This window comes from Psychrobacter sp. SZ93C1, assembly GCF_015864635.1.
In the GTDB taxonomy this organism is placed as follows: Bacteria; Pseudomonadota; Gammaproteobacteria; order Pseudomonadales; family Moraxellaceae; genus Psychrobacter; species Psychrobacter fozii.
In genome coordinates, this window is sequence record NZ_JADYWY010000002.1 from 219,030 (window position 1) to 236,917 (window position 17,888).

Below are 17,888 nucleotides of genomic sequence, written 5' to 3' on the forward strand. Positions count from 1 at the left end.
GTGTTAGTGCTTGCCCATCATGTATGACAGCACTGTAATAGCAGTTTGCTGTATAGCAAAATCACCCTTGTAAAGATATTGAGTAACTTATGACCGCAGCGACCTTGTTTACGCCAAAAATTACGCCAGAGTTTGATGAGATGTCTGCTGATGCAGGTATGGCTGACTATACTTTAGAGACTGATGGCATGGAAGATGATGATGCCGCTGAGGATGAGTTGATGGCGGAGCAGTTATCACCTACTCAATCAGCACAGTTTCGCAAGCTACAGAAAAAACTGCGTAGACAAGTATCTTGGGCGATTCGTGATTTTAATATGATCGAAGAGGGTGATGTGGTAATGGTCTGTGTGTCAGGCGGCAAAGACAGTTATACGCTGCTTGATATCTTATTATTGCTCAAGCGCATTGCACCGATTAGCTTTGATATCGTTGCGGTGAACCTCGATCAAAAACAACCTGGCTATCCCGAAGATATTTTGCCCGCATATCTGAACGAGCAAGGCATTGCTCACTATATTTTAGAAAAAGACACTTATAGTATCGTTAAAAGCGTGGTACCAGAAGGTAAGACTTATTGCTCTGCCTGCTCACGTTTGCGTCGCGGCTCGTTATATGGCTTTGCGAAGCAGATTGGTGCCACCAAGATTGCACTGGGTCATCACCGCGATGATATGTTGGCCACGTTCTTTTTAAACTTATTTCATGGCGGTACGCTCAAGTCTATGCCACCTAAACTACTGAGCGATGATAAGCAAAACATGCTTATTCGTCCGCTGGCTTATGTCGAAGAAAAAGACATCATTGAATACGCTAAATTGAAAGAATTCCCAATTATTCCATGTAACTTGTGTGGCAGCCAAACCAATCTACAACGAGCCATTATCAATGATATGCTACGAGAATGGGACGATGCTCATCCACAGCGTTTGGCCTCTATCTTTAAGGCGATGCAAAACGTTGCCCCATCGCAATTAGCCGATCGTGAATTGTTTGACTTTGAAGGGTTAAGTCTTGATCGTGATGATAATGAGCGTTTGTTTGAAGGCGATAATATTCAAGTAGGGCAGACCGATAGTCTGGCTGAAATTGGTTTGCCTATATCACCAAAGACCCAAACGTTTAATCCGAAGTTTATGAGTGATAAACAGCAACTGCCAGAATTAGATAAGGCGACAACAGATAATCGTACCACGCAAAAAATCCCAACGATTAATCCGGTTATTTGATGGTTCTATACTGAACCAGCTATCGCTAAAACCTTTAAATTGGCTATAAAAAACCAGCTCATTATCTACTAATGGCTGGTTTTTTTACGTCTTCAGATTATATCTGATCAATCAGGTTGTTTTTTTTCGAAAGCTTGTAAGGGTACAAAACTAACATTTGAACGAGGTAGCTTGGCGACATCTTGCATACGCCAGTTGTTTGTACCACCATTACTGACTTGCAGATAGTATTTGGCTTTTACTGGATCCATATCGACTCGCGCACTATATTTATTACCTTCTTGGTGCTTTAGTCTCACATCATGGTCTTTTTTGATATCAGTGGCATGCGAGATAGACAGATCTAGCTGTTCAGGATAAACGAGCGGCGTACCATTCAATAATTTACCTGATTGCAAGCTTTGCTCAGGATAATCTAAATAAAAGGTAACATCCCCATTATCAGCAAATTGCATTTTGCCATGTAGGTCTAAATCATAAGTCAGCTTGTCACGTGACACATCTTGGTAAAGGGTCTTGCCATCCATGTACCAATCGTCACGTACCACACTGTCTCGAATCTGATAAGAGTAGTAAACAAAGTAGATACAGGCCACTACCACAAATGCGGGCATGCCAATCACAAAGATAACGACCATGTAATTTTTATACCATGGCTGAGTGTCTTGATGCTTAAAGTTTGATGCTGGAGTAGACATAAAGTACCTATTAATCAGATATCTGGTTTGTCAGACATCTATAAACTGTATCAACGAACCATTTGACGGCTATATGCTGCCAATGTAATGATAAACGGTTTACCTGCTAGTCATAGACTAACAGGTAATATGCATAATTATATACTAGCGAGGTGCTCAATAGTTTATAGAAGCTTATTGAGTAGTAAAGACATTCTGCTTACTGACTTTGTATTGTCCATCTTCACTGGTTACATTTAGAGTGACTGGCGTCTGTTCGAAATCGATAACATCTGGATCTCCATAAATGCTAACTGGCATATCGAAGCTTTCGCCTGCCTCTAGTGGCACATCATTAAATCGTAGCTCTAAACTTAAACCATCTTTCGGTGCTAGTGTTATTTTATAAGCATGAGGATTCTGCGTTTTATTGGTCAGTTTAACAATATAACTGTTCTCAATCATGCCTTGATTGTTTATGGATGACAACTGATTACGGTCACGACGAATATCAATCTCTAAGGGCACACGATCCGTCAATGCATAAACTAGACCACCACATAAAATAGAAATAACAGCTAAATAAGCAAATAAGCGTGGACTGAATACACGGGTATCTTCTTTTTCTGCCAGTTGTCGTTCTGTCGTGTAGCGGATGAGCCCACGAGGGTAGCCCACTTTGTCCATAACGTCATTACAGGCATCGATACAAGCGGCACACTGAATACAACCCACCTGCAAACCATCTCGAATGTCGATACCAGTGGGGCAGACCTGCACACACATCGTACACTCAATACAGTCGCCCAAATGCTCAGGATTTGTACCTTTTTTGCGTGTGCCACGTGGCTCACCACGCTCATAGTCATAAGATACAACCAACGTATCCTTATCAAACATGACACTCTGAAAGCGACCGTAAGGACAGATCTGGATACACATCTGCTCACGCATATAACCTGCATTGGCATAGGTGGCAAAGGTAAAAATAAACATCGATACCCATACCCATGTTGGCCAATCAGGAATTGGGACGACACCAATCATTTGCCAGCTTTGATACAGATAATCTGTTCCAGCGACGTAGCTTACAAAGGTCGCCGCTGTGATAACTGAAAGTACAAACCAAATAAAATATACAGCAGAGCGTTTAAAGGCTTTTTGCGCGCTCATTGGTTCTTTATCGAACTTTATGCGCTTATTGCGATCACCAATGATCCACTTTTCAACATACTGATACAAGTGTGTCCAAATCGTCTGTGGACAAGCATAACCACACCATACGCGACCTGCATAAACAGTCACCATAAATAGCATAAATGCAGCAATAATGGCAAAGGCAGCAATGAAATAAAAGTCTTGAGTCAAAAATGTCGTACCAAAAATATAGTAATGCTGCGAGGGAACATCAAACCATATTGCTTGTCTGCCATTATAACGTAGCCATGGCAAAAGCAAAAAAGCGGCCAATAGGGCATACATTGTGATAATGCGGATATTTTGATAAAAGCCTTTGATGAACCTAGGATGAACACGGTGCTTGGTGGCATCCAAGTCAATTTGCTGTACAGGGATTTTATTGGGTTGTTGTGCTGACATAAACGTGCCTCTTTAAAAAAAGAATCAGTTTGCTGGCATGATGAACAAACATCTTTAATCATAAGATGTATGAGCGAACGATGTTATCAATGTCAGTAGGTAGCGGATAAATATTTGTTAAACCATCTACCAAATGATCGATTACGAATGACTTCATGAAAATGAAAAATAGCTCTATAAATCAGCGATTAATGAGCCGTTTTTGAGTGCGGCTATTTTAGCATTCTCCTTACTATAAATGGGGTAATAATAATAAAAAGCAATTAATATCTTACTCTAAAGATATGCCAGTTATGCACTAGCTAGTATCCAGATTGCATGCCCTAGCAAAAGTATATAAAAAAGGGAGAACTGCAATAACAGTTCTCCCTTTTTTCAATCTCATTCATTTACGACAGAGCAATCTACTAAAAGTATTAGTTAGCAGTAGCTTCTGCAGTTTCTACAACTTGAGTAGTGGCAGCAGTTTGCTGGGTCACAGGTGGTGTTGTCTTATCTGATAATGAATAAACATAAGCCGCAAGCAGCATAATACGTTCATTACCAAGTTTAGTTTGCCATTGTGGCATTACACCAGCACGACCATAACGTAAGGTGTCACGAATGGTTTCGCGCTCTCCACCGAACAGCCAGATGTTATCTGTTAGGTTTGGTGCACCTGTAGATACCATGCCTTTACCTTCTGGACCATGACAAAGTACACAGTTAGTAGGCTGATTAAATAACGTCTTACCTTGTGTAACTAACGTTTGGTCTAGATCGTAATCGTTTTGATTGCCAGAGATCGATAGTACATACTCAGCAACCGCACGCACACCATCTTCACCAAGGTTTTCACGCCAAGCAGGCATTGGTAGTTTTGCAGGTTCTTTCTTGTAATCTACACCAATGTGCCAGCCGTTATGTAAGGTCAGCAAGATATTTTCTGGCTTTCCACCATGCAACCAATCATTATCAGTCAGATTTGGATAACCTGTTGCACCTTTAGCATTAGAGCCATGACATACAGAACAGTTCTGTAGAAATAAACGGCTACCAACTTTTAAAGCATTCGGATTTTCAGATAGCTTCTCAACATAAGGTGCAAGTTCTGCAACTTTGCCATCAATCTGAGCTTTTAAGTCTGCTGGTGCTGTTTCGCTATGACGCAAAGTCGATTGCATATCTGCAAGTGTGGCTAACGTTGATGTTGCACCACTGGCATCTGCTTTCGCCAAGATATTCTGTTCAAAGTTAGCCGTAAATACTTTGTTGTTCTGTTCAAGCTCACTATTTAGCTCGTTATGAGAGGTCCACGGTACCGTTTCACCATCAACTTCTACCGTGGCAATTCCTTCCCAATGTTTAGGAAACATTGCTGGGAAAAATACCCAATAAGCAACACCCCAAACGATTGAACCAAAAAATATCACTAGCCACCATTTAGGCAATGGTTTGTCATATTCTCGGATGCCGTCATATTCATGACCAGTGGTGCCATCTTCTTCTACGTCAGGTTTGTATTTTAGAACAAATAACAGAACCCCAAGAATAAAAAGCCAGCAGCCGATACTGATTAGCGTGATCCAAGAACTCCAAAAAAATGTCATCGTTTATCCTTATTGCGCTGCTCTTCAGACAAAGACTTTATATCTTCGTCATCAAGCGCAAGTTGTGCATCTTCTTCGAAGCGTTTTTTGTTTTTTGGCGAATACGCCCACCATGCAACACCTACGAAGGCAATAAAGGCAGAAACGGTCGCAATTGTTTGTAATTCACCAATACCCATTAGCGCTGTCCTTCCATCGCGGTGCCTAGTTGCTGTAGATAGGCAACCAAAGCATCAAGTTCAGTGGCACCAAGAACAGCATCTGGCGCTCCTTCGATATCTTCTTCAGTATAAGGAACACCAAAGCGATCACGGAATAGGCGCATTTTATCTTGAATGTTTGCACCATCCACTTCATTCTCAGCAAGCCAAGGGAAGCCAGGCATTACTGATTCAGGAACCAATGAACGTGGATTGATCAAATGCTGCTTTTGCCAGTCTTCAGAATAGCGTCCACCAACACGTGCTAGATCAGGTCCAGTACGTTTAGAGCCCCACAAGAATGGGTGATCCCACGTTGATTCTGCAGCACGCGAGTATGGTCCATAACGCTCAACTTCAGCACGTAGCGGACGAATCATTTGGGTATGACATACGTGACAACCTTCACGAATATAAATGTCACGGCCTTCGAACTCTAGTGCAGTCCAAGGTTCCATAGTAGGAAGGGGAGCGTTAACCCCGCCTTCTTCAGGACCCTTGTTGTCATATATTAATGGTACGATTTCAACTAGCGTTGCAAAGCTAATAGCAATAACGATACCGATGACCAACAAGCCTGTATTTTTTTCAATAATTTCATGCGGTGTACCAGCCATGATAGCTCCTTATACGTTAGCTGCTGAAGGTTTATCAACACTCGTTTCATGATCCGTTGGATCAGCCACATCTACAGGCTTACCTTCTGGCATCTTAAGTGTTTTATAAACGTTATATGCCATCACAAACATGCCCGACACATATAAGAAGCCACCAAAAGCACGACCAATATATGGGAAATGTGAGAACTCAACAGTATCAACGAAGCTATATACCAAAGTACCATCTGGATTGGTAGCAAGCCACATCATGCCTTGGCCAATACCTGAAATCCACATAGACACGATATAGAAGATCGTTCCTGCAGTCGCTAACCAGAAATGCGTGGTGATTAAGCTAATAGAGTACATTTTTGGTTTGTTAAAGATACGTGGTAATAATACGTATAGTGAACCAATAGTAATCATACCAACCCAGCCAAGCGCACCTGAGTGTACGTGTCCTACTGTCCAATCCGTGTTATGCGATAGCGCATTGACTGTCTTAATAGACATCATTGGGCCTTCGAACGTCGACATGGCGTAGAACGACAATGCAACAATCATAAAGCGAATGATTGGATCGGTACGTAACTTATCCCAACTACCTGATAACGTTAGTACACCGTTAATCATACCACCCCAAGATGGTGCAAATAGGATGATTGAGAATACCATTGCTAATGACTGCGTCCAATCTGGAAGCGCTGAATAATGCAAATGGTGACCACCAGCCCACATATATGAAGCAATCAATGCCCAAAAGTGAACGATAGACAAACGGTACGAGTAAATAGGGCGACCAATCTGTACTGGAACGAAGTAGTACATCATCCCAAGGAATGCTGCCGTTAGATAAAAACCTACCGCGTTATGTCCGTACCACCACTGCACCATCGCATCAGTTGCACCGCCAAATAACGAGTAAGATTTAAATGCGCTAACAGGAATCGCCATGCTGTTTACGATATGCAGTAGTGCAATCGTAATAATAAAAGCTGCAAAGAACCAGTTAGCTACATAGATATGTGAGGTTTTACGTTTGATGAGCGTACCGAAAAAGACAATGGCATAAGATATCCATACCAAAGCAATCAAAATATCGATTGGCCACTCAAGCTCAGCGTATTCCTTAGTCGAGGTTAAACCTAGAGGAAGGGTAATAACTGCTGATACGATAACCGCTTGCCAACCCCAAAAGGTAAACCAAGCTAAATAAGGCGCAAATAACCTTGTCTTACAGGTACGTTGAACAATATAGTAAGACGTTGCGAACAGGGCAGAGCCACCGAACGCAAAAATGACCGCATTGGTATGAAGCGGTCTTAGGCGACTAAAAGTCAGCCATGGAATGTCAAAGTTGAGTGCTGGCCATGCTAACTGTGAAGCAATGAACACACCAATACTCATGCCGACGATGCCCCAAACTACGGCCATTATCGCAAAAAATCTTACGATAGTAATTTCGTACTCACGGTCCACTGGGGCGACTGCTGTGTTTTGTAAACTCATTGGATGATTCCTTTACAGCCCGAATTATCAACAGAATTAACTAACTCTCCGCACCATCTGCATCATAATAATTGATGATCAAATAGTAGTTGCGGTACATGCTGTTTTTTGGATTGCTTATAGTTTTAACGTTATTAGCTATCAATCTAAGCCATATATCAGCTGGTGCTCATATATAGAGGCATTTAAAATACACAGCGCTCATAGCCAATCGATAGTAGGATTATTAATAACTGCTAAGGTGAATAAGAAAATGCGCCGTTTTTGAGCATCAAACATCTAATGAGGCTAAGTATTTATCTTAATTATTACCAATAAATCTGTACCAATGAAGATAGATACCAATATCCATAGGGCCATAAAAATGCACTGACCATAGACGTATGCTAGCGGCGGCTGACAAAAAAACATGTTTACGTAATGTTTAGTTAAAACTCCCGACTCTGTTTAAGGGTATTGTAACGCAATCCTAATCAAATATCATCAGAACTATGCGGCAAAATACAAACTCTTTGGTAAAAACTCTAGCGAGCAACTTATTATTGCTATGCTATCCACCTATTTTATACACAATTTTGTCATGATTCTAGAGGCGGCCTTTGGTTAGAAAAGGATAGTGATTGTGATACGTTACTGTCAGTATAAAAATAATCTTGTAACAATGGCAGCATGAGTCATGTAAATAAGTTTTACTTATCATCAAGTCGACCCTTATAATGAGGCTAAATATGATGGGTCGCAGCTTTTTTATATCGTTGCTATCAGAAACTATTTTATAATTTGATGTTCAGTCAGGCGAGGGTGAATAAAACCTTAGCCTCACATAATACTAATTAAGGACAATAATATGGCAGTTTTTTTGACAAATGAATGGTTTGAGCAAGTTGAGCAAATGGGTCAAGAAGCGGGTGAGCTTAACTTACCGCCAGCACTTGCAAATATGATCGTCAACTTGAAATTATCTGATACGGATCAAGATATTGAAGCCAACTTCACTAATGGCTTGTTGCATCGTGGATTAAATGACGCGGCGACCACTACCTTACTACTTGATCGCAGTATCTTGCAATCAATCATCACTGATTTTGATACCAATCAAATCATGGGTGCATTTATGAGCGGTAAAATTCGTGTCGAAGGCGATATGTCACAATTGATGGCAGTACAGACTGCTCGCCCAAGCACTGAGCAAAAAGAATTGTATTCTCGTATCAAATCTATGACGACTATGGCATAGTTTTATATTCACATGGTTTTATGTGATACGCCCTAGTTGACATAAAAAAAGCCTCTAATTCATATTAGAGGCTTTTTTATTGATAAATTTAATAGCAACATGTTTTTGTTTGATTAACTGGCTTTTGATTGTTGCGTTGCGCTTTTTTGGTTTTGCTTATAAATAGCCGCCTGTAGCCAAACGTTGGCTTGTATATAATCATGTACTTTAATGATGGCGGTCTCTGCAGTATTGAGCGCGCCAACACGTATCACAAATGGATCTGCATCTTGTTCACGTAGTATGACGACATCAAACAAAATAATAGATTTGCCATTGAAGACAGTCTCTTGTTTGCCAAGCACTTGACCTTGACACCATGCTTCATCTTCTTGTCCGAGTGTATCACCAAACAAATACGCACACATATGACCTAAGTTGATTTCGACAGGCGCCATTTGCTCTTTGGTCTCAGGTTTCCATTCTTTGATTTGATCTTGCAAATCGTCTGGTATCTTTCCATCATTGGCGGCAACAATGTCGTTAAAGGCACGATGATAGCGAATCGACTCTTGATCTTCGACCATAATCACTTCGTTTTGTTCGCTGTGTTTGATCTCGTGCGCCCAAGCGCTAAGGTTTACGAAGTACGACGTATCTCGCTGATATAGATGACGATTGGTGGTATAAAGCTGATCAAAAGCATAAATAATACTGCCATCAGCCGTATGTAAGCGTAGTACGGCATCATGTGATTTGTCATTAGCGATGATACGCTCAATTTTACAATTCAAACCATATGGGCTATCGACACAAGGATAGGCATTGATAAAGCACTCAGGCTTACCATTTTTCATCGCCAGTACTTGATTAATGTGACAAGGCTGATTTTCAGATAGTAATAGGCAGCTGTCTTGCGAGCTGACATTGCTATTAAGACCTTTAGGCATCGCTGCTTGTTCGATCATTTTCTGTAGCCACTCTGGTACATCATGGCTCATATCGTCAGTCAAAATTCGCCAATGATCAGCGTGACCTGCAGATTGCTCGTCAGTTAAGGTTACCTTAGTAGGAGACTGGATGTTTTTATATTGGTAATTAATGGTCATGAGAGTACTCAAAATTAAGTCAGCGTGAAGTTTGTCGCTAAAGCTGCGATTGCTGTTTATCATAACCTACTATGCTAAATATGGGTTTATGATGGCTAGCAACGTTATCATCAGCAAAAGGTCAACAAACTACAATGAATGGGTAATGACAATTGTCCTTAGCATACAATATATAGGTATTGACGCAAGTAATAGCAAGTCCCACATAAAAAATAGTAACAAAACCCTATTTTTTAGCAAAAAACATACTCAGTTTTTGCTAATGATTGGCACATATCAGCCGATTTGTGTCAAACTAGCTCCCTTTTGACGGCTGTCTTAAGCCCGTCTGAAACCCAGTTTGTGTGCTCGTTTTATAGCATATAGCCAACCCTCTATAAATTGGATATGGTGTCAGTCTCGCTTAGTTTACTACTTGTAGTACTTGCACTTGCTTTCCTTGTATCCAAATTATATTGAACCGACTATATATAAAGTCGCACGTAGATAAGATAAAGAGTTTGAATATGTTTCGTCCTTTAGCGTTATTTATCGGCTTACGATATACCCGAGCAGAGCGTAGTAATGGTTTTATCTCCTTTATATCGCTGATCTCGATGATTGGTTTGACTCTTGGGGTTGCCGTATTAATCACGGTGTTGTCGGTCATGAATGGTTTTGATCGGGAGCTAAAAACCCGTATTCTGGGTATGGTCCCGCAAGCAACGGTCGTCTCATCTGAGATTATCAGTGACTGGGAACAATTGGCAGACAAGATCAAAGAAGACCCAGAAGTGGCAGCGGTAGCACCATTTATCCAACTGCAAGGGATGTTGACCTCAAATGGTCAGGTTGCAGGGATTATGGTCACAGGTATTGAACCTGAGTATGAGAAAAAGGTCTCTATCATCAATGAACATATGGTTGAGGGTAGTATTGATACCCTGCAAAACGGTGATTTCAGTATTGTGCTGGGTGAAGAGATGGTGCAATCACTAGGATTGCAACTCGGTGATAAAGTCACGTTAGTTCTGCCAGAGGCATCACCGTCAGCAGCCGGTGTCATACCGCGATTTAAGCGCTTTACTTTGACAGGTATCTTCACCATCAGTCCAGAAGTTGATAGTCTGATGGCCTTTATCCCTATGGGTGATGCTGCAAAACTGTTACGTTTGCCAGAGGGTGCGCAGGGTGTGCGTATGAAGCTTAATGATATCTTTACTGCACCAATTGCCTCAGAAAAGGCAGCTGCGATTGCCCCTGATAGATTGTATCCGAATAATTGGACACAGACTCATGGCAATCTGTTTGGTGCCATTCAGATGGAAAAAGCAATGGTAGGCTTACTGCTCTTTTTGATTATATTAGTGGCAGCCTTTAATATCGTTTCTAGTCTCGTCATGCTTGTCACGGATAAGAAAGCGGACATTGCAATCTTAAAAACCTTTGGTGCATCACCTCGTTTGATTACCCAAGTGTTTATGGTTCAAGGCGTAGTCATTGGTGTCATCGGTACTGTTGCTGGCACGATATTGGGTGTGATATTTGCCCTCACAGTCAGCGATATTTTGGGTTTCATCAATCAAGTCTTTAACCTGAACCTATTTGATGCGTATTTTGTGAACTATTTGCCATCAGAGTTGCGTTTGCTAGATGTGGTGTTGATTACTGGTGCGTCGTTTGTATTGAGCTTTTTGGCAACGATTTATCCAGCACGTCGCGCGGCTAAAATTCAGCCAGCACAAACATTGCGTTATGAGTAAATGATTTTATAAAGCATCAACTATATAAATAGAATAAAGGAAATACCATGTCTGCCATTTTAGAGGCGAAAAACATCAACAAGATATATGATGAAGGGGCAGTTAGTACGCAAGTATTGACTGGCTTGGATTTGACGGTTAAGGCTGGCGAACGTATTGCTATCGTTGGTACCAGTGGCTCAGGTAAGAGCACCTTGCTACATTTGCTAGGCGGTCTTGATACACCTACCACTGGTGAAGTGTGGCTACATGGTCAATTATTAAATAGTATGAATGAAACCGAACGTGGTGCGATGCGTAATAAGCATTTGGGATTTATTTATCAGTTTCATCATCTGTTGGCTGAGTTTACGGCTATCGAAAACGTCGCTATGCCATTACTGATGCGACCAAAAGTATCGACGACTGAAGCACGCCAACAAGCGATTGATATTTTAGAAAGTGTCGGTCTTGAGCATCGTTTGATGCATAGACCAGGCGAGTTATCAGGCGGTGAGCGTCAGCGTGTAGCGATTGCCCGTGCACTTGTGACCAAGCCATCACTTATCTTGGCAGATGAGCCAACCGGTAACTTGGATTATGATAATGCCCAAAGCGTTTTTGGCCTGTTGACAGAATTACAAAACACGATGCAAACAGCGCTATTGATGGTGACGCATGATCGCAATTTGGCCGCATTGGCAGATCGTCAGCTACTATTGCGCAATGGTCATTGGGAACAGTATTAAGCCCCTTATGTCTGACAAGGACAAACATAATGAATGAAAATGAAGATCCAATCGAAGCTTTTGGCAGTGCCGAAGAAGGCAATGCGCCGCTACATTCTTATATGGATCCGGCATTGTTCGATACGATTGATAAACAGGCACAGATAGATCTGCTGACACCTGTTTTTGATGCTATTACTTTGGCTGGTGTTGATTACGATCTAAAAGCCCAGGATAGTGCAACAGGAAAACGCTATACGCTATTTAAAGGTGAAGAGGTAATTGAGGTTTTTGTGATGGATAGCAATCTCACCAATAATATTACGGAAGCCATAGAAAATAGCAAAGACGTGTAGTGTAGGCAATCTAGTTTAAGGCTGATGCTGTTAGTAATCCATAATCTAATGGCATCTAGCCTAGTTTAGGATTCAGGCGGTTTGTCAGAAGGTATATCCTGACGGTTTTGCCAGCTGACAACCGTTTTATAGCGCCAAATAGCTTTGAATGCCAACCCACAAATAATACTAGTCAACACTGCTAAGATAGTGAGTCCAATACAAAATGCCGCAATCGATACAGTGCCGCGATAGGTAATAAATGGATTGGCGCCATCTGACAACACCCACAAACTAAAATCAGCGATCATTCGTCCAATAAGTCGAAGACTGAGCACTGGTGCGTCGATAATTTTGGCGCCGATGTAATAACCGGCATAAAAAATAGGCAAGCTAGTAAGCGGATTGGTAATCCAAGTCAAACCGAGCGCCATCGGAACATTGGCACGGAAGATTAATGAACCAACCAACGCTATCAGCATCTGTCCCGGCAATGGAAAAAATGCGCTAAGCACACCAATGTAGACCGCTTTATTTAGGCTGTGACGATTAAAGTGCCATAATCGTGGATCAGCTAAATGCGGTGCAAACAGTTTTAAGGTGCGACTTTCTAGAATTTTCTCTGGTGTAGGAAGCAGGCTTTTTAGACGTTTTTGGGGCACAAGATTGCCTTTAATCGTTAACTACAGCCCGATCAATTATTTTGATGGACTGTTATAAGGTAATATTATTAATAAAAAATACGGGTGAGATTATATAGTATGATAATGTCAGAGTATCGTTATCGTACTATGTATGAGCAGTATAGGGTAATATAAATATAAATGCCATTGTATGAGGTAATAGCTACCGCTCGTTTGGGCTCAATTTTATGCCGATACTTCTCTGTGGTGGCAGGTTGTTTATGATGGTAGGTTGCTGCCCATTGTAACCAATGACTATATTTAGCCATATCATAATATTTATATCATCAAGCAAGGAGTGCTGGTGTATTGGTTAATCTGTAGCTTGATTATTAGCGCTATGATGGGCGTGTTGGCAGTTTCAGATAATATGCCAATGAGTCCGTTATTAACGGATATTGCTAATGTCTCTATCGTACCTTTATCACTAATGGCGCTTGCCATCGTTTTGATTGTCCTTGTTCAATTCAATATACTTTCCGTCAATATCAGCCGTTCCTCGCAAAAATCTTCTAGTTATTCTCCACATTATCCTAAACTATTATTTCGTATTGCTAATCATTTGGTAGCCGCTATATTGGCGATTGGATTGGTTATGGGTAGCGCGATGCAAGCTTTACTCAGCCACCAACAAGCAGAAATGACAGCTGTCACTGATAGTATGCGTGTGCAAGCGTTGGTGACCATTGAAGGGATAAGTGATAGCGTTTATGATGCAAATACAGAGAGTGGCTATCGACAAGTGGCGGTTATTAGTCATATATCACCGCTGATATCAGAGTTAACATCGCAAGGTTTAGATAGTGTCACAATTGATTTTTTAGGTGACAGAAAAAATAGCCTAAGTGAAAATACTTCAAATAATGATACGTCGCATGATAACCATTCAAATAACAGTTTAGATAGCAATGGCAATGGCAGTGAGGATATAGAGTACCGTGTATTACTCAATGCCTATCCAAAAAAATCCCTATCTACAACGTCTCCAGATAATCATCAGTTTGCAAAATTAAATCATTTGCAGCCAGGTAATCAGCTGTTTATGAGTTTGACGCTTGCGCCACTGGCTACCTCTGAACAAGCGCTAAACAATCCGTCTGGTTTTGATAGCTATCGTTGGTTGCGAGGTCGTCATATTGATGGTGTCGCAAATATATTGGCGGCTAGTACATTGCCCGTTACTGATGGCGATAGTGATGGTGATGCATCAAACATAGCACCTACTTCCGATAGCTATTTTCAGCGTTTGCGTACTCGTATTGATCAAGGGCGTTGGCAATTGCGACAGCATTTTTATACCAATTGGAGTGATAAAACCACAGCAGAGCAGCAAGCAAAAGCTGTCACGCTCAGTTTATTGACAGGTGACCGCAGTCTAATCAATCGCGATACTAAAGATTTGTATCAGCTGGCAGGTATCTCGCATTTACTGGCAATATCAGGGACGCATGTATTGTTTTTAGCGATTGTGCTGGCGGGTGGTGCAGTTCTAATCTTTGATCGATTCTGGCCAGTTGTTTATCGCTATATACCACGTTGGCAAGTGCGTTGGTGGGTGATGGCTGGTGCGGCTTTTGTCTATGCATTATTCACAGGATTTGATGTACCTGCTGCCCGTACTGCGTGGATGCTAATGGCAATAGGTTTGGTTCGTTTGACCTTATTGCCTATCAGTACCATGCGTGTGTTATTTGCACTGGCAGTATTGATGGCATGGCTTGACCCTTATGTACTATGGCAAGCAGGGTATTGGCTGTCCTTTATTGCAGTGGCACTATTACTCAAATACGAAGACACGTCCTATAAATACAGGCAAATATCTGTATTTAGTCATCAAGCTGGTGCCTATAAATCCAACGCCATAAATAGGTTGGCCAAATGTATCTGGATAATAGCTAGACGCATATTCAAACTACAGTTTTGGTTATTTATCACTTTACTACCTATTACGTTACTGTTGTTCGGCAAGGCCTCACTATGGGGGCTTTTTATCAATCTATTTGCTATCGGCTTATTTGGTTGGGTGATTGTACCGCTCAATCTGCTGGCAGGGCTCTTTTATCTGTTGTCACCTACTATCGCTGATAGGATTTGGGCACTCGTCAGTGCCATTGTTGCGAGCTTGCATGAGCTAATGATATGGCTGACGTCATTACCCTCATTGTCAGAAGCATGGCTCTACACACCAGTGAATATAGCGATTTTATTAATGGTATTGTTGAGCATATTGCCTTGGCTGTTACCACGAGGGTTTGTCAGTCGTTGGTTAGTATTGCCGCCATTGACCATGCTCATGATGACGGTCTATGCCAATCAGCAGTCACTAACGATGACGCCAACGTTATATATACTACCAACGGGCGATCAATATATAAGCGCCGCTTTATTGCAGTATCCTATTATCAACCATGAACGTACCAGTAATGAGAGTGTCAGTTGGCTGTTTTTAGCTGATCATAGACCGAAAGCCACACGAACGATGCCAAGCAATTTGACGGTAGAGAAGCTCTCGACGATGTTGGAGCAGCAATTGGGCAGTTTGTCGATTGGTAAGCTAGAGGGTATTACCGTACAGAGTGGTAGCGTTGGATTAACGGATACGCTGACGACTGATGATAAGCGTGCTGATATTAATACTATAGGTTCTGAGCTATTGCCACTGACGGTTGCCCAGTTAAATCAGCATTTACCCATCAATCAGTACTGGCAAGCAGGGCGTTTTAATCGTTGGACTGCACTTCAGCGCTCATATAAGGTCGCCAGTCAATCTAAGAGTAAGTCAGATATTAGCGTGCAAGGTTGCGAGCAGGGTAAAACATGGCAGCTACCGAATGGCGACTTGTCCATACAAGCATTGACAGGTTGGCGCACAATAGATGATGACAGCGTTTGGGACTGTACTTTGGCTATAGACACTGATTTACCGATACAAGTACTAAAATATAATGCCGCTGATCCACTTAGGTCATTACCTGCAGCTGTACAAACACTGCCATCGAACCTTTCATCTTTGACGCCTAGCCTAGCAGAGACTACATCACGTCTTGTTTTAAATGCTGATACTCATCAGCGTATTTGGCAGATGTGGGAGTTGCTGTGTTCAACGGAGCCACTATCTGATCAAGCAGCCACTGGTCAAACACCTATTAATCCAAGAACAATGCCATCTGACATTACATGGCTGGGACACAGTACATCGCATATAACTGCCAATGTACTAGGCCTTCAAAGTATCAATGACATCATGACTTATGATGATAAAGCGCTGGAGGTGGCACTATCTATAGATGCTAATTCCCAGACCGAGTTCTCATACTAAATTATAATAATACCTCTCAAAAAATTGCTCATACTCTTAGCGTTACAATATGGTGATATTTCACAGTTATACTATTGAACCATAATGGAAATGCGACCATACTTACCAACCTATTAATATAAATGACGCTTGCATTACAAATGCGTCGAGAGTAAGAACTAGCTTCTTACTACATTTATATTCTATATCATCTCTTTTATCGTTTTAGATTGTTTCTGACTTAGGAAGTTATATGCCCAACTGGCCACCAGACCCTAACAAACGTCCTGACACTTCGGCTAATCAGCCAGCACCCATGCAGCAATCAAGCCAACCGACTGGACAAGAGTGGCGACTGCTGGAAAACACATTGCTGGCTAGTGTGGTTGAACAGCGCCGTGCTCGTCGCTGGAGTATCTTTTTTAAATTATTGACCTTTGGTTATATCTTATTGATATTTTTGACCCTTGGCCGTGGTTGCAGCAGTGCCTCAACGGGCATGGACGCAGTCGACAACAGTGAGCCACATTTGGCCGTGGTTGAGCTACAAGGTGTCATCAGTAGCGGCGATGTGGCCAATGCTTATGATGTCAACGAAGCCCTGACCCGTGCCTTTGAAAACAGTAATTCAAAAGCTGTTGTGCTAGATATCAACTCACCTGGTGGCTCACCTGTACAGTCTGATGAAATTTGGCAGACTATGATGGAGTTGCGTCAAGAGTATCCAGACAAGAAACTTTACGCAGTAATTGGTGATATTGGTGCTTCTGGTGCTTATTATATCGCTTCTGCAGCAGACGAGATTTATGTCAATCCATCAAGTTTGGTTGGCTCTATCGGCGTGATTATGTCGAGCTATAATATCGAAGGCTTGATGGATAAAGTCGGCGTAAAAGATCGTACTTTGACCGCTGGTGAATACAAAGATATCTTAAGCTTATCGCGTCCATTGACTGACTATGAAGAAGGTCATGTCGAAAAAGTATTAGCAAATACGCACAAGCATTTCATCGATGCAGTGAAAGAAGGCCGCGGCGATCGTCTAAAAAATCCTGAACAGAACAAGTTGTTCTCAGGGCTATTTTGGACAGGTGAGCAGTCTATCGAACTTGGTCTAGCAGACAAGAAAGGTAGCATCGCGAGCTTAGAAAAAGAGTTAGATCTTGATACGGCGATTAACTACAGCCCAACAGATCCTTTTGAGTCATTTATGGATCGTTTTGCTATTAAGTTAGGTGCAGGCATTGGTTCTAGTGTCAATCTTGATGTTCTAACAAAAGAAGATGGCAATGTGGAAATGCGTTAAGCATTTTGTATTTTAGATTTACTGTGTATGATTAATAAGGCTGAGTATATGATTATGCTCAGCCTTACTTATATGTCAGATATGTCAGGT

At 41.6% G+C, this 17,888-nt stretch carries 15 protein-coding genes; 7 read left to right on the forward strand and 8 right to left on the reverse strand.

The genetic code is table 11. The annotated features are described in order from the left end of the window. The first annotated feature begins 221 nt into the window (after positions 1 to 221). On the forward strand, positions 222 to 1,229 hold the full coding sequence (gene ttcA / locus I6E83_RS03830) for a tRNA 2-thiocytidine(32) synthetase TtcA (RefSeq protein WP_413787048.1): 1,008 nt from the start codon (positions 222 to 224) through the stop codon (positions 1,227 to 1,229). Positions 1,230 to 1,336: 107 nt separating this feature from the next. On the opposite strand, the gene I6E83_RS03835 is transcribed toward ttcA, so the two are convergent. The 6 genes from I6E83_RS03835 to ccoN all read right to left on the reverse strand — a co-directional run bounded on the left by I6E83_RS03835 (position 1,337) and on the right by ccoN (position 7,402). Continuing rightward, the gene (locus I6E83_RS03835) at positions 1,337 to 1,927 is read right to left on the reverse strand and encodes a FixH family protein (protein WP_197100042.1); all 591 of its coding nucleotides are present in this window, start codon (positions 1,925 to 1,927) and stop codon (positions 1,337 to 1,339) included. Positions 1,928 to 2,101: 174 nt separating this feature from the next. Then, the gene (gene ccoG / locus I6E83_RS03840) at positions 2,102 to 3,505 is read right to left on the reverse strand and encodes a cytochrome c oxidase accessory protein CcoG (RefSeq protein ID WP_110922687.1); all 1,404 of its coding nucleotides are present in this window, start codon (positions 3,503 to 3,505) and stop codon (positions 2,102 to 2,104) included. A 416-nt stretch (positions 3,506 to 3,921) separates the two neighbouring features. Further along, the gene (gene ccoP, locus I6E83_RS03845; RefSeq protein WP_197100043.1) at positions 3,922 to 5,094 is read right to left on the reverse strand and encodes a cytochrome-c oxidase, cbb3-type subunit III; all 1,173 of its coding nucleotides are present in this window, start codon (positions 5,092 to 5,094) and stop codon (positions 3,922 to 3,924) included. Continuing rightward, positions 5,091 to 5,273, reverse strand: coding sequence for a cbb3-type cytochrome oxidase subunit 3 (locus tag I6E83_RS03850; protein ID WP_194197257.1), 183 nt, complete (start codon positions 5,271 to 5,273; stop codon positions 5,091 to 5,093). Before I6E83_RS03850 ends, ccoP begins: the two co-directional genes overlap by 4 nt. Next, the gene (gene ccoO / locus I6E83_RS03855; RefSeq protein WP_197100044.1) at positions 5,273 to 5,911 is read right to left on the reverse strand and encodes a cytochrome-c oxidase, cbb3-type subunit II; all 639 of its coding nucleotides are present in this window, start codon (positions 5,909 to 5,911) and stop codon (positions 5,273 to 5,275) included. Before ccoO ends, I6E83_RS03850 begins: the two co-directional genes overlap by 1 nt. A 9-nt stretch (positions 5,912 to 5,920) precedes the next feature. Beyond that, complete coding sequence (ccoN, locus tag I6E83_RS03860) at positions 5,921 to 7,402, reverse strand: cytochrome-c oxidase, cbb3-type subunit I (protein WP_110922690.1); 1,482 nt, start codon at positions 7,400 to 7,402, stop codon at positions 5,921 to 5,923. Between the two features lie 847 nt (positions 7,403 to 8,249). Here ccoN and I6E83_RS03865 point away from each other — a divergent pair. Beyond that, positions 8,250 to 8,639, forward strand: coding sequence for an SCP2 sterol-binding domain-containing protein (locus I6E83_RS03865; protein WP_110922691.1), 390 nt, complete (start codon positions 8,250 to 8,252; stop codon positions 8,637 to 8,639). Between the two features lie 113 nt (positions 8,640 to 8,752). Here I6E83_RS03865 and I6E83_RS03870 read toward each other — a convergent pair whose 3' ends face one another. Further along, on the reverse strand, positions 8,753 to 9,727 hold the full coding sequence (locus tag I6E83_RS03870) for a hypothetical protein (RefSeq protein ID WP_197100045.1): 975 nt from the start codon (positions 9,725 to 9,727) through the stop codon (positions 8,753 to 8,755). Between the two features lie 506 nt (positions 9,728 to 10,233). On the opposite strand from I6E83_RS03870, the gene I6E83_RS03875 reads away from it, so the two are divergent. Genes I6E83_RS03875 through I6E83_RS03885 form a run of 3 tightly spaced genes read left to right on the forward strand, consistent with a single transcriptional unit; the run spans position 10,234 to position 12,532 of the window. After that, the gene (locus tag I6E83_RS03875) at positions 10,234 to 11,469 is read left to right on the forward strand and encodes a lipoprotein-releasing ABC transporter permease subunit (protein WP_110922692.1); all 1,236 of its coding nucleotides are present in this window, start codon (positions 10,234 to 10,236) and stop codon (positions 11,467 to 11,469) included. 47 nt (positions 11,470 to 11,516) lie between these two features. Then, entirely contained in the window at positions 11,517 to 12,197 is a 681-nt protein-coding gene (lolD, locus tag I6E83_RS03880) for a lipoprotein-releasing ABC transporter ATP-binding protein LolD (RefSeq protein ID WP_110922693.1), read from the forward strand. 29 nt (positions 12,198 to 12,226) lie between these two features. Continuing rightward, positions 12,227 to 12,532, forward strand: coding sequence for a hypothetical protein (locus tag I6E83_RS03885; RefSeq protein ID WP_197100046.1), 306 nt, complete (start codon positions 12,227 to 12,229; stop codon positions 12,530 to 12,532). 65 nt (positions 12,533 to 12,597) lie between these two features. Here I6E83_RS03885 and I6E83_RS03890 read toward each other — a convergent pair whose 3' ends face one another. Then, entirely contained in the window at positions 12,598 to 13,173 is a 576-nt protein-coding gene (locus I6E83_RS03890; RefSeq protein WP_227686660.1) for a DUF2062 domain-containing protein, read from the reverse strand. Positions 13,174 to 13,498: 325 nt separating this feature from the next. On the opposite strand from I6E83_RS03890, the gene I6E83_RS03895 reads away from it, so the two are divergent. After that, positions 13,499 to 16,513 carry a ComEC/Rec2 family competence protein gene (locus I6E83_RS03895; RefSeq protein WP_197100047.1) on the forward strand — a complete coding sequence of 1,005 codons (3,015 nt, stop codon included), beginning with the start codon at positions 13,499 to 13,501 and terminating at the stop codon, positions 16,511 to 16,513. Positions 16,514 to 16,745: 232 nt separating this feature from the next. Beyond that, positions 16,746 to 17,798 carry a signal peptide peptidase SppA gene (gene sppA / locus I6E83_RS03900; RefSeq protein WP_110922697.1) on the forward strand — a complete coding sequence of 351 codons (1,053 nt, stop codon included), beginning with the start codon at positions 16,746 to 16,748 and terminating at the stop codon, positions 17,796 to 17,798. Positions 17,799 to 17,888 lie beyond the last annotated feature (90 nt).

Excerpts from the sequence above, each read along its gene's own strand:
- ccoO (WP_197100044.1), bottom strand. The coding sequence starts at position 5,911 with ATGGCTGGTACACCGCATGAAATTATTGAAAAAAATACAGGCTTGTTG.
- I6E83_RS03885 (WP_197100046.1), top strand. The coding sequence starts at position 12,227 with ATGAATGAAAATGAAGATCCAATCGAAGCTTTTGGCAGTGCCGAAGAA.
- lolD (WP_110922693.1), top strand. The coding sequence starts at position 11,517 with ATGTCTGCCATTTTAGAGGCGAAAAACATCAACAAGATATATGATGAA.
- ccoG (WP_110922687.1), bottom strand. The coding sequence starts at position 3,505 with ATGTCAGCACAACAACCCAATAAAATCCCTGTACAGCAAATTGACTTG.
- ttcA (WP_413787048.1), top strand. The coding sequence starts at position 222 with ATGGCGGAGCAGTTATCACCTACTCAATCAGCACAGTTTCGCAAGCTA.
- ccoN (WP_110922690.1), bottom strand. The coding sequence starts at position 7,402 with ATGAGTTTACAAAACACAGCAGTCGCCCCAGTGGACCGTGAGTACGAA.
- I6E83_RS03865 (WP_110922691.1), top strand. The coding sequence starts at position 8,250 with ATGGCAGTTTTTTTGACAAATGAATGGTTTGAGCAAGTTGAGCAAATG.
- sppA (WP_110922697.1), top strand. The coding sequence starts at position 16,746 with ATGCCCAACTGGCCACCAGACCCTAACAAACGTCCTGACACTTCGGCT.
- I6E83_RS03870 (WP_197100045.1), bottom strand. The coding sequence starts at position 9,727 with ATGACCATTAATTACCAATATAAAAACATCCAGTCTCCTACTAAGGTA.
- I6E83_RS03875 (WP_110922692.1), top strand. The coding sequence starts at position 10,234 with ATGTTTCGTCCTTTAGCGTTATTTATCGGCTTACGATATACCCGAGCA.
- I6E83_RS03835 (WP_197100042.1), bottom strand. The coding sequence starts at position 1,927 with ATGTCTACTCCAGCATCAAACTTTAAGCATCAAGACACTCAGCCATGG.
- I6E83_RS03850 (WP_194197257.1), bottom strand. The coding sequence starts at position 5,273 with ATGGGTATTGGTGAATTACAAACAATTGCGACCGTTTCTGCCTTTATT.
- ccoP (WP_197100043.1), bottom strand. The coding sequence starts at position 5,094 with ATGACATTTTTTTGGAGTTCTTGGATCACGCTAATCAGTATCGGCTGC.